15 protein-coding genes are annotated in these 14,423 nt (G+C 62.3%); 2 read left to right on the forward strand and 13 right to left on the reverse strand.

The window, feature by feature from the left end; all coding sequences use genetic code 11:
- Positions 1-186: 186 nt before the first annotated feature.
- Entirely contained in the window at positions 187-309 is a 123-nt protein-coding gene (locus LPA34_RS26875; protein WP_267478169.1) for a hypothetical protein, read from the forward strand.
- A 42-nt stretch (positions 310-351) separates the two neighbouring features.
- Here LPA34_RS26875 and LPA34_RS01495 read toward each other — a convergent pair whose 3' ends face one another.
- Both LPA34_RS01495 and LPA34_RS01500 read right to left on the reverse strand, forming a co-directional pair.
- Positions 352-1,566 carry an ABC transporter substrate-binding protein gene (locus LPA34_RS01495; RefSeq protein ID WP_407672518.1) on the reverse strand — a complete coding sequence of 405 codons (1,215 nt, stop codon included), beginning with the start codon at positions 1,564-1,566 and terminating at the stop codon, positions 352-354.
- A 157-nt stretch (positions 1,567-1,723) separates the two neighbouring features.
- Complete coding sequence (locus LPA34_RS01500; protein ID WP_228974187.1) at positions 1,724-2,968, reverse strand: DUF1479 domain-containing protein; 1,245 nt, start codon at positions 2,966-2,968, stop codon at positions 1,724-1,726.
- 93 nt (positions 2,969-3,061) lie between these two features.
- Between LPA34_RS01500 and LPA34_RS01505 the strand changes: the two genes are divergently transcribed.
- Entirely contained in the window at positions 3,062-4,018 is a 957-nt protein-coding gene (locus tag LPA34_RS01505; protein ID WP_228974189.1) for a helix-turn-helix domain-containing protein, read from the forward strand.
- Between the two features lie 65 nt (positions 4,019-4,083).
- Here the strand turns inward: LPA34_RS01505 and LPA34_RS01510 are convergent, their stop codons facing one another.
- The 11 genes from LPA34_RS01510 to LPA34_RS01565 form a co-directional block, all read right to left on the reverse strand.
- Entirely contained in the window at positions 4,084-4,374 is a 291-nt protein-coding gene (locus tag LPA34_RS01510; protein WP_267478860.1) for a DUF971 domain-containing protein, read from the reverse strand.
- On the reverse strand, positions 4,371-5,366 hold the full coding sequence (locus LPA34_RS01515; protein WP_228974192.1) for a HEAT repeat domain-containing protein: 996 nt from the start codon (positions 5,364-5,366) through the stop codon (positions 4,371-4,373). The genes LPA34_RS01510 and LPA34_RS01515 overlap by 4 nt, the downstream gene beginning before the upstream one ends.
- 42 nt (positions 5,367-5,408) lie before the next feature.
- Entirely contained in the window at positions 5,409-6,197 is a 789-nt protein-coding gene (locus LPA34_RS01520; RefSeq protein ID WP_228974194.1) for an ABC transporter ATP-binding protein, read from the reverse strand.
- Complete coding sequence (locus tag LPA34_RS01525) at positions 6,194-7,006, reverse strand: ABC transporter permease (protein WP_228974692.1); 813 nt, start codon at positions 7,004-7,006, stop codon at positions 6,194-6,196. The genes LPA34_RS01520 and LPA34_RS01525 overlap by 4 nt, the downstream gene beginning before the upstream one ends.
- 79 nt (positions 7,007-7,085) lie before the next feature.
- Positions 7,086-8,495, reverse strand: a complete 1,410-nt coding sequence (locus LPA34_RS01530) for an ABC transporter substrate-binding protein (RefSeq protein ID WP_228974694.1) — start codon at positions 8,493-8,495, stop codon at positions 7,086-7,088.
- A gap of 54 nt (positions 8,496-8,549) precedes the next feature.
- The gene (locus tag LPA34_RS01535) at positions 8,550-8,795 is read right to left on the reverse strand and encodes a 4Fe-4S dicluster domain-containing protein (RefSeq protein WP_228974197.1); all 246 of its coding nucleotides are present in this window, start codon (positions 8,793-8,795) and stop codon (positions 8,550-8,552) included.
- Positions 8,796-8,807: 12 nt separating this feature from the next.
- Positions 8,808-10,559 carry a fumarate reductase/succinate dehydrogenase flavoprotein subunit gene (locus LPA34_RS01540; RefSeq protein ID WP_228974199.1) on the reverse strand — a complete coding sequence of 584 codons (1,752 nt, stop codon included), beginning with the start codon at positions 10,557-10,559 and terminating at the stop codon, positions 8,808-8,810.
- Positions 10,559-11,332, reverse strand: coding sequence for a GntR family transcriptional regulator (locus tag LPA34_RS01545; protein WP_228974201.1), 774 nt, complete (start codon positions 11,330-11,332; stop codon positions 10,559-10,561). The genes LPA34_RS01540 and LPA34_RS01545 overlap by 1 nt, the downstream gene beginning before the upstream one ends.
- Positions 11,333-11,819: 487 nt before the next feature.
- Complete coding sequence (locus LPA34_RS01555; RefSeq protein WP_228974203.1) at positions 11,820-12,578, reverse strand: amino acid ABC transporter permease; 759 nt, start codon at positions 12,576-12,578, stop codon at positions 11,820-11,822.
- 3 nt (positions 12,579-12,581) lie between these two features.
- The gene (locus LPA34_RS01560) at positions 12,582-13,304 is read right to left on the reverse strand and encodes an amino acid ABC transporter permease (protein ID WP_228974695.1); all 723 of its coding nucleotides are present in this window, start codon (positions 13,302-13,304) and stop codon (positions 12,582-12,584) included.
- Positions 13,305-13,410: 106 nt separating this feature from the next.
- On the reverse strand, positions 13,411-14,229 hold the full coding sequence (locus LPA34_RS01565; protein WP_228974204.1) for an ABC transporter substrate-binding protein: 819 nt from the start codon (positions 14,227-14,229) through the stop codon (positions 13,411-13,413).
- Positions 14,230-14,423: the final 194 nt, after the last annotated feature.

Genomic DNA, 14,423 nt, shown 5'->3' on the forward strand with positions numbered 1-14,423 from the left:
TTCCAGATAAGATTTCTGAACCTCAGAACCGGACATTTCTAAAAAGTCCAGACCCGGACATTTGAAACCAGCCTCGACATGGTGTGTTAGGGCTTTTTAGAAATGTCGTGTTTCAGCAAGATACAGATGTCGTGTTTGCAGCTGATGCCATGCTCGGCGTTTCCGGTCTGATTGCGGGAGCCCGCCATGCGTGCAGCCGAACTGGTGACACTGAACATGCGCGAACTCGACCGTTTAAAGGTCATCCAGGACGTCGCCGATGGCAGGCTCAACGCATTGCCACCGGATTCATCCGTTCGCCTTTTATGAGTAAAGGTATTCGTTTCAAACCCGGTGGCCCGAAGCTCCCGCCTACTTGACCTTCGCAGCAGCGGCCAGCTTGCGCACGCCCTCTTCAGGATCCTCGTTCGAGTTCATGAAATTCGTTACGGCGTCGGTAATCGCGCCAGCGGTAGCCGAAGAATGAAGTTCGCCGAAGGCCAGCGACGGCAGGAACCCGCCCGATTTAATCGTGGCCAGTTCGTCTGTACGTGATTTTTTGGCGCAATCATCGAACTTGTCCATGGGCACATCCAGCCGGATGGGGATCGAACCTTTGTAGAGACTGAACTGCTGCTGGAAATCAGGGGACATGATCGTCCTGGCAAGCGCAAGCTGTCCGGGAGTCGCCTCCTTTTTGCCATTCTGCTGGAAGAACACGAACGCATCCACCGTGTAGGTGAAGGCATTCGACGTGCCGGGCGCAGCCGCGCAGACATAATCGACGTCCGATTTCCTGTTCGCATTCGCAAACTCGCCTTTCGCCCAGTCGCCCATGAATTGCATCCCACCCGAGCCGGAAATAACCATGGCCGTCGCGAGATTCCAGTCACGGCCGTGGTAGCCCTTGTCGAAGTAAGTCCGGATCTTCTGGACGGTCTCGAACACCTGCACCATCTGCGGCGAAGTCAGTGTTTTCTGGTCAAGATCAACCAGGGCTTTGCGGTAGAAGTCCGGGCCCTGGGAAAGCACAACCGTCTCCCAGATGGTCATGTCCTGCCACGGCTGGCCGCCATGTGCGACGGCCGTGATTCCCGCTGCGCGGAACTTGTCGGCAAGCGCGAAGAACTCCGGCCACGTCGTGGGCGGCGTGCCGCCCACCTTATCGAGGTCGGCCTTGTTGATCCACAGCCAGTTGATTCGATGTACGGAGAATGGCGCAGCCACATAGTGGCCGTTTGCCTTCATGGTGTTATCGATTTGCGCCGGCGAATGCGCTTTCCAGTCCGTGGCGGATTGATCGATGTTGACCAGCACGCCCTGACTCGCCCAATCCTGAATCAGCGGACCCTTGACCTGCGCAGCCGACGGCGCGTTGCCCGAGATAACCTGCGTCTTGAGCGCCGTCATGGCCGCCGCGCCCGCTCCTCCCGCTACCGCGAAGTCCTTCCACTGGTAGCCCTGTTTGTTCATATCGTCCTTCAGCACGCGGATCGCCTTCGATTCGCCGCCGGAGGTCCACCAGTGCAGTACCGAAAGCGGTTCGGCGCCAAGTACAGAATGCGTTCCAGCCACGAGCAGCGTCATAGCCGTTGCAACCGATGTCAGTGATCGTTTCATTGCAGTCTCCGAATTTTTCGTTATTGATCGAGCGACGCATTCGCGGCCAGGGCGAACGCGCATGCGCGCCCGTTTTCATGCGGGTCAAACGCGGGTCAAACGCGAGTCAAACGTCTTTGCCGATCTACAGGTCAAACCCAAGTTGCACCTTGCCGGTCGGTGTCATGTCCCCGGCCGTCGCGCGTCCGGTGAAATCTACTTCGAAATGGTCAGCCGGAAAATCAGGTGGACTTTCACCCTTCAGGAAGCTCGGCAACTGGCGCTTCAGATAAGCATCGTTTTTGGCGCACGCGGGCGCCGAAGCAATGTACATCACGTTGCTGTAGCCTGCTCCCCTATGCTCGTCCTCGACCGCATGGATGACATCGCTGTGCCAGAACACGGTGTCGCCCGCTTCCATTTTTGGAATCGACGACAGCGCCTCGAACAATGGTGCATGAAATTCCGGTTTGATCGACAGTGCCCGTCCGGGCATTGCACCGCATAGATCGTCTTCCGCGACATCGTCCTGAAGCGCGCGCAGCAGAATGTACGCCATTGCATTGGCGATGGGTACGAGTTGTAGCGTGCCGTCGCCCGGGCCTTGCGGCGTCAGGGCAGTCCAGCCCTGGAAAGTGCGGAACATCGAGCATACGGCGGGCGACGCGATTTCCTGCACGTCCGGCCGGAAAGCCGCGTCGAACGGATCGTAGTCTCGCCAGTTCCCTGCAAACACGTGGCGGTACACCTTCCGGAAATTGCTTTCGATCCAGCGCTCGACCGACCCGCCGTCGCAATGCGCCGACAAGCCGAGCGACGCGGAGCCTGGTGGCCTGCGACGCAGACGGTCGGCATAGACCGGCACGCGCTCCGGATCGAAGTGCACGCGGCCCTCGCTCTCATTGCGCCACAGACGGTTCAGGAACACACGCGCCGCGGTCAGCGACGCCGACTGACGGGCCAGCACTTGTGGCTTCGACCAGTACACGCCATAGATCTGCGGCTTGCTGGATGCCAGCTGTCCAAAGTATTTGTCCTCGGCGCGGTTTTCCAGACGCCTGTCGAGATTATTGCGCTCGACATAGCTTGCAATATCCTCGTCCCAGCCCTGCACCAGCGCGCGGGGAAAGACATTGCGAATCACGCATGCGCCACGCGCCTTGACGAGCGCGATCTGGTCGGCGGTGACGCGTTGTCCGGTGATGTCGGAAAACTGGATCTCGGGAATGACGTCTTCTCCACGATCCCGCTGCCCGGCGATTCGCCGGGCCTCGGTGCTGATCGCTTCCTCGACTTCGGCGAAGACCTCCCGGTAGTTCGGCAACGCCGCGCGCAGTTCCTTTTTCGCTTGCCGGATCGCGGCCGGCAAATCTTCGATTTTTAACGCCATGACTGTCTCCGTATAGATTCGATATCCACGAGGATAGGACGTGTACTCGCATCGTGGTGATACGATTCAGGCAATTCATTTGCGTTTTCGGCCATGAAACCAGCCTATGAGCATGTCGAGTTCGGTGAGGACTGTTCGGTCCGGGTTTACCATCGGCGGCTCCCGCGTATTCCGTTCGAGTGGCATCACCACCCGGAGTACGAGTTAACGCTGACGATGAACAGTCATGGCAAGCGCTACATCGGCGACTCCGTCAACGAATATGAGGCCGAGGATCTGGTCCTCGTGCCGCCGGATCTGCCGCACACCTGGGCGTCGAACCGTTCGATCGAGCCGTCCTCGCCACAGGTCGCCATCGTTATCTGGTTTGACGGCGACTGGGCGCGGCGCATGGCGGATTGTTGCCCCGAATATGAACCGCTGCGCAAGCTGTTGCGCAGGGCCGCGTGTGGGCTGGCCTTCGAGCCGCCTGCTGGCAAATCGATGCGCGACCGCCTGGAGCAATTACTGTCGAGCGGAGCGCGCGACCGCCTTGGCGCCGCCCTCGATATTCTGTGCACGCTCGCCGACGCGCCGGGTCAGCCGCTCGCCTCGCCGAGTGCTTTCAATCAGGCAACCGCGGGCCCATCTGGTCACGAGCCCGAACGGATCAACCGGGTTCTTTCGATGATCGACGCGCGCTTTGCCGAACCGCTGCGACTGTCAGAGCTCTGTGCAGCCGCCAGCCTGTCGGAGCGCACGCTCACGCGTTATTTTGTTCAACATATCGGCGAGAGCGTGGGTCGGTATATCGCCCGGGTTCGCATCGGCCATGCGTGTCGAATGCTGGCTGACACTTCCCTGCCCGTCGCCGTCATCGCTGCTCGTTCGGGCTTCGCGAACGTCGCCAATTTCAACCGGCAGTTCAGGGCCGCGAAGCAAACGACGCCGGCCGAATATCGACGGCTGTTCGCGGCCGTGGGTTCACCGGATAAGGATGCATCGACTCGTTTGACCGAACGGTCTCCGTCGCTTCAAGGGAAGCGGAAATCAGCCGTCGCCCGCAGGTAGCAAATCCCACAGACCTTTAGACAACCGGCTCTGAACGATCCAGGGTCGATGTCCTGTTGCATCGTTCATACCGCATCGGCACCCAGCGCTTCCAGAAATGACCACGGAAAAATGCCCTGCGCGTGTCCGTCGCTGAAAACGAGCTGTACGCCATACGCCATCGACTGAATGTCGACGACGGCGACGCCTTCCGGGGCGCGCACCTCATCGCCGGCAACGCGCACGCGTCGACAGGCCGCGCATGGACAGGCGCGGCGCAACGCGACGTGGCTCAAGCGCTGCGTCATCGCATCGGGCCAGTACAACGTCATGGTATGAGCGCGGGAATCAAGCTCGACGTGCACAGGCACCTTCATGCCGGATGGCCTCCAATCTGCCGCAGCGCGATGCGTACCGCCTTGCGTACTTCCGGATCGGCGTCGCCCTGCGCTCCCAAAAGAGCGGTCAATACGCGACTGTCGCCCAGTTCGCCGAGCGCGAGCGCCGCCTCCTTGCGCAGATTGCTGATGGCATGCGACAGCAACACGGCAAGCGCCGGTCCCGCGGCCGCATCGCGCAAGCGGCCGAGCGCCCTCGCCGCCTTCAGCCGGACCTGCCAGTAGGGATCGTCGAGCGACGCAACCAGCGCCTCGCGGGCGCGCGGCGCGCGCAGTTTGCCCAGCGTCGTGGCGGCTTCTTCACGCACTTGCCATGCGTCATCGCGCAGCGCGCTGAGGAGCGCATCGACGATCGGCGGCGTGGGTTCCGGGCACAGTCCAAGCGCACCCACTGCCGCGCGGCGCACGTCGGGATCGGCATCGCCGGCAGCCACCGACGCCAGTTGCGCGAGCGCCCGCGGGTCCTTGAGCCATCCCAGCACGCCGACCGCCTCGAGACGCACCGCCGCCAGCGAATGCGAAAGCGCGCGCAGGGCGGGATCGAATGCATCGGCGAGACGCAGTTCGCGCAGCGCACGCAACACCGCCATCTGCACGAACGGCTCCGTGCGCGCGATCCAGCGCAGCAACACCGGACCGGACGTCGCGTCCTTCAACTCGGAAAGGCTTTGGGCCGCGGCGAGACGCACCGCTTCGTCGCGATCAAGCAACGCGCCACACAGCGCATCGACGACCTCCTCACGCTCCCACGCGGCAAGCACGCGTGCCGCCTCGCGGCGCACGTCGGCCGAAGCGTCGTGCCGCAACGCGTCGACGATCGGCGGCAAGAGGTTTTCGTCTTCCAGATCCGCGAGTTCAAGCAACGCGATGCGGCGCACCACGGGGTCGCTGTCAGAGAGGCGCGGCAGCAGCACGGAAGCCTCGGGGTCCAGCGCGTCGGGGTCGAATGTCAGCGGGGGAAAATCAGTCATGAGTCGCTTTGAATGAAAACAGGAATCGGGATGAATCGCTCTTCAGGCCGCTTCGCGCAACAACGCGAGGCAGCGCCGCTTGATGTCGATGAATTCCGCTGCGACGGTGCTTTCGTCGTCGCGCGGCCGCGCGAGCGGCACCGCGATATCGGCGACGATCCGCGCGGGCCGGTGCGACAGCACGAGAATGCGATCCGCCAGAAACAGCGCTTCGTCGATATCGTGCGTCACGAAGAGCACGGTGGTCCGCATGCGCGTCCATATGTCGAGAAGCAGGCGCTGCATCATCCGGCGGGTCTGCGCGTCGAGCGCGCCGAACGGCTCGTCCATCAGCAGGACGTGGGGCCGGTTGATCAGCGTGCGCGCAATCTCCACGCGCTGCTGCATGCCGCCCGACAGTTGCACCGGATAGCGCGATTCGAAACCCTGCAAGCCGACAAGCGCCAGCAGCTCACGTGCCTCGCGATGCCGTTCCGCGAGACCGAGCCCGTTCATCTTGAGTCCGAACGCGACGTTGTCGATCACGCGCTTCCACGGAAAGAGCGTGTGCTGCTGGAAGACGAGCCCGCGATTGCGGTGCGGGCCGTCGACCGGTTCGCCATCGACCGCGATCTCGCCGCGCGTGAGCGGCACGTGACCCGCCATGGCGCCGAGCAAGGTGGATTTGCCGCAGCCCGAAGGGCCCAGCACGCAGACGAATTCGCCCGGCTCGACGGTGAAGTCGAGGCGCTCGAGCGCGGTGAAGCGCTCGTTCGCCGGGCCCACGTCGATGCTGACGGAACGTACATCGACGCGCCCGACGGCCGCGTCGGTGGCGGGTACGGCGCTCATCGGCGAACCTCGCTCAGCCGGTACCAGGGCATCAGCGCGAGCCCCAGCCGCTTGACGAGCACACTGCTGCCCATGCCGAGCGCGCCGATCAGCAGCATGCCGACGACGATGTCCGCGTAGTTCTGCAACGTGTACGACTCCCACGTGAAGTAGCCGATTCCGTACTGCCCCGCGATCATCTCGGCTGTGATCAGGCAGAACCACGCGGTGCCCATGCCGATCGACAGGCCGGTCACGATAGCGGGCGCGGCGCCCGGCAGGATCACTTCGCTGAAAAGCGAAAGACGGCGCGTGCCGAGACTGCGCGCTGTCGCGACGAGACGCGGGTCGACGCCCTCGACGCCATGAATGGTATTGAGCAGAACCGGAAACAGCGCACCGACGAACGTGATGAACATCATGCTCACCTCGGACGACGGGAACATCAGGATCGACAGCGGAATCCAGGCAACGGCGGGAATCGGGCGCAGCACTTCGAGCGAAGGCAGCAACGTGTCCTCGAACGCGCGGTATCGCCCGATCGCAAGGCCAAAGCCGATTCCCACCACCGCGGCCGCGCAGAATCCGACCAGCACGCGCGTGATGCTGGAGAAGAGATGCATCGGCAGCTTCGGCGAATGCAGCAGATGCCAGAAGGCCGGTGCGACGTCGGTGGGCGCGGGCACGTTCGCCATCGTCACGAAGCCGAGCGACGCCTTGTACTGCGCCGCGATCTGCCACAGGCCGAGACAGGCGAGCAGCGAGACGCAACGCCAGATCCATCGTCCAGCAGGAATGCCGGACGAGGCCCGTCCGGAGGCCGACGGCATGCTGCCGCTTTCGGTAGGTGCAAGAGAAGTTGCCATGCCTGAATTCCTCGCAGGGTTGGGATGTCGGGCTGGAACCGCGTTAACGCGCAGCCAGGGCCTGGGCCGCGTCGGCGCGCGCCGACGCGTAATCGACGACGTTTCCGCTGACCTGCTTCGCGTAGGTCTCGGCACTCGTGCGCAGCAGGAAAGCCGCGATCTGTCCGTTGGCCGGGCGGACATACCATGCCTGACTGGCAAGGAGCTTCAAACCGGTCCCATGGTCCTGGGCGAACACCGCACGCACTTTCCTGCCCTGCTTCGTCAGGCTTTCCAGCGCGGCGAATGCCTCCTGCGGCTGCGCATAGCTGCGCACCCTGCTCTCACCCTCCACCCATATCTGGGCGACGTCGTTAAAGCGGGTGATCGGCTTGCCGGTCTGCGCGTCATTCGCCACGAGCGGTTGCTTCGCGTAGTTGGCAAGCGCCGCGGCATAGTCGAGCCCGGACTCCTTGAACGCCTCGCGGATGAACTGGTCGTCGATGATCGAGTTGGCGTCGAGTTCGACGTCGGTCTTTTTCAGTAGCTTGAGCGTGTCGATCGCGTTTGCCACCGCCTGGCGATATTCCGGCTTCCAGGTCAGGTCGCGCGTCTGCAGGCCGAGCGGCCCGTGGTACAGATAGTCCACGGTCGCCTCGATGCCGGTCACCTTCTCGATCAGCAGGCTATATTTTTCGGGGTCCTGTGCCATCAGGCGATTCGCCTCGATGGTTGCCCGCAGATAGGCGACCACGATCTCCGGATACTTCTTCGCGTAGTCGACGTTGACGAGCGCGCCATGGAACGTCGGCGCATGGGTTTGCGAACCGTCGTAAATCTTTTGCGCGAAACCCCGATACGGGAAAAGATCGGCGAACGGCACGAAATCGGCATGCGCGTCGATCTTGTGCGCCTTGAGCGCGCTGCCGGCCACTTCCGGCGCCTGCGTGATGATGTTGACGTCGGTCTCCGGATCCCAGCCCTGCGCCTTGATCGCACGCAGCAGCATCGCGTGCGAGGTGGACGCGAACGGCACCGAAATCGTCTTGCCCTTGAGGTCCGCCAGCGAATGCACCGGCGAACCAATCGGCACGACAATGCCGTTGCCGCTGCCTTCGGTGCTACCCGAGAGCACGGTAATGAATTCGCTCTTCTTGCCCGCTTTCTTGAACGCCGCCGCGTTGAGCGTGCCAGGAAAATCGGCCATTCCGCCGAAATCGAGCTTGCCCGCCACCATCTCGTTGGTGAGCGGTGCACCCGATGTGAAGTCCTTCCACTGGATGTCGTACTGGACGTCCTTGTACTTGCCGTCATGAGGCAGATATTTGTCGAGCAGGTGCAACTCGCGGATCATCAGGCCGCCGGTTGCGCAGTTGATCGTCGTATCCTGCGTGCCGATCGCGACGCGGATCGTCTCCGCGCGCGCGGCGCCCATCGATGCGACAAGGAAGACAGGAACCGCCAAAGCTTGCATCCATTTAAGACTTTTCATCACACAACCCCGAGTGAGTAACGGTGGAACGCCGCGTTAGCGCAGCAGATAGGGAATCTCGACCTTGACCGCGCCGGTCGGGCAGTCCTGTTCGCACGGCATGCAGTACCAGCATTCGTCGAATTTCATATAGGCCTTGCCTTTGGTGAGATCGATCGCGAGCAGGTCCAGCGGACAGACGTCGACGCACACGGTGCAGCCCTTGTCGGCGATGCATCTGCTCTCGTCGATCGTGACGGGCGCCGTGCTGCGCTGATAAATCTCGTGAGGCGTATGGGACATGGATGGCTCCGTTCAGACAGATTCCGGCGCGAGCGCGGGTTCAGGCGCCCGGGCGCCGATACGCAGTTTTTGATAAGCCTGGCTTTCCTGGTCGCCGAGCGGAACCACATAAGGTTCAATCGGCCGCTTCACGCTCTTCATCCTGCCGGACGCGTCCTTGAACAGATGCGTATGGCAGAACCACTCGGCGTCGTTGCGCTGCGGATAGTCCACCCGATGGTGATAAAGCCCCCAGCGGCTCTCGGTCCGGAAGAGCGACGCGCGCGCCGCCATTTCCGCGCAATCGCGTATGGCCCGAACCTCCGCGGCACGCATCAGCTCGTGCGGGTTGTCCGCCTTGATGTCGCCGATATCGGCGCTGATTTCCTCGAACCGCTGCAGCCCGATTTCCATCTTGCGGGTGACCTTGGGCGGCTGCAGATAGTCGTTCACCATGCGCCGCAGCTTGTATTCGACCTGCGCCGGCGCGAGCCCCGCTTCGCGTTCGAGTGGCGCATAGATCCGCTGCCGCTCGGCGGCGATCTGTTCGTCGTCGAGCGGCGAGAACGCGCGTCCCGCGACATCGCCAGCGGCGTTCCATCCCGCGAACCAGCCATAGGTGAACGCGCCGAGCATGTAGTTGTGCGGCACCGCCGCCATGTCGCCGGCGGCATACAGACCGGGCACCGTCGTTTGCGCGTGTTCGTCGACATACACGCCCGATGCGCTATGTCCGCTGCAAAAGCCGATCTCGGAGATATGCATCTCGACCATCTGCTGCCGGTAGTCGGTGCCCCGCCCCGCATGAAAGCGTCCACGGCTCGGACGCTCGTTGGTATGGAGGATGTCCTCGATCGTCCGGATCGTTTCCTCGGCGAGGTGATCGAGCTTCAGGAACACGGGCCCGTTGCCGCTTTGCAGTTCCTGATAAAACTCCCACATCATCTGGCCGCTCCAGTAATCGCACTCGATGAAACGTTCGCCCTTGCCATTGGCCGTAAAGCCGCCTAGCGGTCCGGTCACGTATGCGCAGGCCGGCCCGTTGTAGTCCTTGATGAGCGGATTGATCTGGAAGCACTCGAGGTTCGCGAGCGCCGCGCCGGCGTGATACGCCATCGCATAGCCGTCGCCGGCATTCGTCGGGTTCTCGTACGTGCCCATCAGGTAGCCCGACGCTGGCAGCCCCAGCCGGCCGGCCGCGCCGCAACTCAGGATCACGGCCTTCGCGCGCACCACATAGAAGTCGGCGGTGCGGCAGTCGAAGCCGAGCACGCCGCAGACGCGCCCGGTCGCATCGGTCAAAAGCCGCGTCGCGACGATCCGGTTGGTGATGGCCACGCGCGCGCGCTTGAGCTGGCGGTACAGCACCTTCTTGATGCTGTGACCTTCGGGCATGGGCAGCACGTACGAACCCATGTGATGCACTTTCCTGACGGCGTAGTCACCCGTGCTGTCCTTTTCGAACTTCACGCCCCAGCGGTCCAGTTCCTCGATCGTCTTGAAGCTGTGCCGCGCGTATGCATACACCGCCGACTGGTCGACGATGCCATCGTTGGCAATCGTGATCTCCCGGGTGTACTGCTCGGGCGTCGCGTGCCCGGGAATGATCGCGTTGTTCAGCCCGTCCATCCCCATCGATATCGCGCCGCTGCGCTTGACGTTGGCCTTCTCCAGCAGCAGCACCCTGAGCGACGGATCGCGCTCTTTTGCTTTTATCGCGGCCATCGGCCCGGCGGTTCCACCGCCCACCACGACGACGTCGTATTCCAGAACATGTGTGTTCATCACGCTTTCCTTGCATTCCTGCGTTTCTTTTCACGGTCGATGCGCAGCCGGTACTGGAATGCGTCGCCGCGAAAATAAAGGTATTCATAGTCGATCGGCGTGCCGTCGGCGCAATGCGTCAAACGCTCGATCCGCAACACGGGGCTGCCCTCTTCCACCTGCAGCGCCGCGCCGATTTCGTCGTCGGCGAGGATCGCGTCGATCGACACGTCCGCATGACCGAGCGCCAGTCCGCAGTCGTTTTCGAGGATCAGGAAGATGTCGCGCGTCACGAGATCGGCGTTCGCGAGACGCTTTTCGAGCGCCTCGGGGACGTAGGTGACTTCGAGTGAAACCGGCGCGCGGTTCAGCATCCGTACCCGATGAATCTCGACGACGCGCGCGCCTTCCGGCAAATGCAGGCGCGCGGCCACATGGCGGTCCGCATTGATGATCCGAAAGCGCTGCAGCCGGTTGACGATTTCATAACCCATCGACGACATCGCCTCCGCGAAGCCCTGCAGCGACGTCACGTTCTGGAATGCCTTGGGTCTGGAAACGAACGTCCCCTTGCCGTGAATCCTGAACAGCAATCCCTCTTTCTGAAGATCGCCCAGCGCCTGCCTGACCGTGATCCGGCTGACCTCGAACATCGCGCACAGCTCATGCTCGGACGGCATCTGGCCGTGCGGCGCATAGGTTCCGTCGAGGATGCGTGCGCGCAGCACCTCCTTGATCTGGACGTAGAGCGGCGGCGTCGATAGCGGCAATACAGTGGCAACGGAGTGGGTCATCGCAACTTGTTATGACAAGACGAGCCGAGTCTAAACAAGCTGTTAAACGCGACAAACGAAGATTTTCTGATATCGATAAAATCAGGCGTGTGGAAATGCGTCGCTGCAAAGGGATATACCCCGCGCTCCGATCAACCGGACCTGAACCGACAGGTCTCGTCGTCGAGAATGCGGGCGAAGAAGCGAACGTCGTCGCCGGGAAGGCGGCAAAGGGGCGGGCAACTTCGGCTACAACGCGCAGACGGGTGAATAAGGCGATCTGGTCGAAGCCGGCGTACGCGTATTTGAGCCAGTCTGGCTGGCCGTACGTCAAACTCGCGCGCGCTCAGAAGAAGAGCAATGAGCGCAATTCGATGCTTCGACGCGGCCGCGCGTCGATAGGCGACGTTTGAATATCGAATGCCGTATGGGCGCCCAGACGCGCGATCGAATCGCCTGACGAGTCGCAGGATCTTCAGCAACCCGATCAGGCGAACGCCAACCCCGGCTAGACACGCCGCACCGGTCGCGCGGCGGCCAGTGCCGTCGCGTCCGCGGTGCGCCCCGGCGTACCTGCGTCGCTAGTGCGACGACGTGTGCGTCCAGTGATCGCCCACGTTGCCAGCGCGTCGAGCGACGTGCACAGAAGCAGATAGACGAAGCCGACGAACAGGAATATCTGCTCGGGGTACACCATGAGACGGCTGTTCACCTGATTGGCGAGGAATGCGAATTCCGGCACGCCGACGATATAGGCAAGCGACGTATCCTTCACGAGCGACACCCACTGGTTGATGAACGAGGGCGCCATGATCCGGATTGCCTGCGGCAACAGCACATGGCGCAATGCCTGGGCACGCGTGAGCCCGAGCGAGAGCGCCGCCTGCAACTGTCCATCACCGGTCGCCACGATACCCGCGTGCACCGAATGCGACAGATAGGCGCCGCCGATCAACGCGAGCGCGCAGACCACCGTGGCAAGGCCTGGCACGTCGACGTGCAGCAGGATCGGCATCAGGAAGAACGTCCAGAAGATGAGCATCAGGACTGGAATGGCCCGGAAGAATCCGGTCACCGTCAGCAGCACGACGTGGGCAGTCCTTTGCGTGAGCGCGAGCGCCACGCCGCCCGCGAGTCCCAGCAGCGCCGACAGCGATGCGGAAACGACGGCCATCACCACCGTCAGCGCGGCGCCGCCGAGCGGCCCGTGCGGAAAGTTGCCGATGAGCAGGTACGGAATGTTCGAGAGCAGCGGCGAAAGGTCCATGGCCTACCGCCTGCCTGTGCGCGCACTGGCGTGTTGCGACAGCACGAGCCCCACCTCCAGCACCGCAATGGTGAGGATGTAAAGCACGGTCGCGGCGCCAAAGGCCTGGAAGGTCTTGAATGTTTCGGTATCGACCTGACGCGATGCATACGACAGTTCGGCGAGGCCGATCGCCATCGTCAGCGACGAATTCTTCACGACGTTCATGTACTGCCCGAAGAGCGGCGGCGTCGCGAGGCGCACCGCCTGCGGCAGGATCACATGAACGAAAGCGCCCACGGGTGTGAGGCCCAGCGCTGCCGCCGCCTGATGCTGACCGGCGGGAACGCCCGAAAGCCCCGCGCGAAACTCCTCCCCGATGAAAGCGGTGGTATAGCAGGTCAGCCCGAACCATCCCGCGACAAATTCGAACGACGGCCATCCCAACGACACAACGCCGAGGTCCACCGCGTGCGGCGTATTCAACCAGTTCATCGTGGCTTCAGGCAGTAACGTCGCCACGCCGAAATACCAGAACAGGAGCTGCACGATCAGCGGCGAATTGCGAAAGACCAGCACATACAGTGTGGCGCCACGACGCAGCGGCGCAGATCGCGAACTGCGGGCAAGCGCCAGCACGAAGCCGCAGACTGTCGCCGTGATCGCGACCAGCGCCGAAAGCCCTAGCGTCATCCCAAAGCCGTGCCAGAGCCAGTTCACGTACTTCGGCGCGAGCCATCCGTTCATCGGAATCATGCAGTTCGGTAGTCTTCAAACAAAAAAACAGATCCGGCTGGCCGTCACAAGACGACTCAACCGGACGACGCGCAACGTCAGTGAAACGACCGTATGCTCAACTCTTTTGAGGATCGCCGATCTTGAACAACCGTGGCAGCGGCGCACGGCTCTTCGGGCCAAACCACTGGTTGTAGATGTTCGCCGCCGTGCCGTCCGCCTCAAGGCCCTTGAGCGTATCGTTCACGAAACCGAGCAGACGCGGCTCGCCCTTCGGCACGCCCACGCCTTCATAGTCGTTCGAAATGGTGAACGGCGGAATTTCGTATTTTTCGCGATCCGGCACATTGGCGAGAAGCGCCACGAGCTTTGGGCCGTCCTGCGTGATCGCCTGCACGTTACCCGTGCGCAACGCGGCGAACGCGAACGGCGTGTCGTCATACGCGACGATCGTGGCTTGCGGGAACTGGGCGCGTACCTGCTGTTCGTTGGTCGTTCCCTTGTCCGCGCCGATCCGCAAGCTGTTCAGCTGATCGGGCGTCTTCAGTACGCCCTTCCTTGCGATGAACTGCGTACCGGAAGCGAAGTAAGGCGTACTGAAATCGACTTCCTTCTTGCGCTCATCCGTGATCGTGAAGTTGGCGAACACGAGATCCACCTTCTTCGACGTCAGGAAGGCGATGCGGTTGGCCGGGTTGGTCGGCTGGATTTCGAGCTTCACACCCAGTTTGCTGGCAACCGCCTTCGCATAGTCCACGTCGAGACCGACAATCTGGTTGGTCTTCGGATCGACGAAACCGAACGGCGCATTGCTGTCGAACGTCGCGACGCGCAATACGCCGGCCTTTTTGATGTCGTCCAGACGGTCCGCGTGGGCCACGCCCGACACGATAAACAGCAACCCCATGGCGGCTGGCAATAGAGATTTCACTTTCATTGGGTGGTCTTCCAGGGTTCGGTAGAACGGGCACTCGTGCGGTGCCTCGCGACCCTGAATGTAGCAACGGACACGACGCCCGCGAACCACGAAATTCTCGCTTGCTTAGGGCGAACTGGAATAAGGGAATCTTCCGCTCTTCTCTTGCCTTGTGATTCCCTCTTGCCGGGCGCGCCAGCGGCAGCGTTCGCAGC

The sequence above is a fragment of the Paraburkholderia gardini genome (assembly GCF_907164575.1).
Classification (GTDB): domain Bacteria; phylum Pseudomonadota; class Gammaproteobacteria; order Burkholderiales; family Burkholderiaceae; genus Paraburkholderia; species Paraburkholderia gardini.

Bases quoted from the DNA above. Each gene is read 5' to 3' on its own strand.
- LPA34_RS01535 (WP_228974197.1), bottom strand. From the start codon at position 8,795: ATGTCCCATACGCCTCACGAGATTTATCAGCGCAGCACGGCGCCCGTC.
- LPA34_RS01500 (WP_228974187.1), bottom strand. From the start codon at position 2,968: ATGGCGTTAAAAATCGAAGATTTGCCGGCCGCGATCCGGCAAGCGAAA.
- LPA34_RS01505 (WP_228974189.1), top strand. From the start codon at position 3,062: ATGAAACCAGCCTATGAGCATGTCGAGTTCGGTGAGGACTGTTCGGTC.
- LPA34_RS01560 (WP_228974695.1), bottom strand. From the start codon at position 13,304: ATGAACGGATGGCTCGCGCCGAAGTACGTGAACTGGCTCTGGCACGGC.
- LPA34_RS01565 (WP_228974204.1), bottom strand. From the start codon at position 14,229: ATGAAAGTGAAATCTCTATTGCCAGCCGCCATGGGGTTGCTGTTTATC.
- LPA34_RS01495 (WP_407672518.1), bottom strand. From the start codon at position 1,566: ATGACGCTGCTCGTGGCTGGAACGCATTCTGTACTTGGCGCCGAACCG.
- LPA34_RS01530 (WP_228974694.1), bottom strand. From the start codon at position 8,495: ATGCAAGCTTTGGCGGTTCCTGTCTTCCTTGTCGCATCGATGGGCGCC.
- LPA34_RS01545 (WP_228974201.1), bottom strand. From the start codon at position 11,332: ATGACCCACTCCGTTGCCACTGTATTGCCGCTATCGACGCCGCCGCTC.
- LPA34_RS01555 (WP_228974203.1), bottom strand. From the start codon at position 12,578: ATGGACCTTTCGCCGCTGCTCTCGAACATTCCGTACCTGCTCATCGGC.
- LPA34_RS01540 (WP_228974199.1), bottom strand. From the start codon at position 10,559: ATGAACACACATGTTCTGGAATACGACGTCGTCGTGGTGGGCGGTGGA.
- LPA34_RS26875 (WP_267478169.1), top strand. From the start codon at position 187: ATGCGTGCAGCCGAACTGGTGACACTGAACATGCGCGAACTCGACCGT.
- LPA34_RS01515 (WP_228974192.1), bottom strand. From the start codon at position 5,366: ATGACTGATTTTCCCCCGCTGACATTCGACCCCGACGCGCTGGACCCC.
- LPA34_RS01520 (WP_228974194.1), bottom strand. From the start codon at position 6,197: ATGAGCGCCGTACCCGCCACCGACGCGGCCGTCGGGCGCGTCGATGTA.
- LPA34_RS01510 (WP_267478860.1), bottom strand. From the start codon at position 4,374: ATGAAGGTGCCTGTGCACGTCGAGCTTGATTCCCGCGCTCATACCATG.
- LPA34_RS01525 (WP_228974692.1), bottom strand. From the start codon at position 7,006: ATGCCGTCGGCCTCCGGACGGGCCTCGTCCGGCATTCCTGCTGGACGA.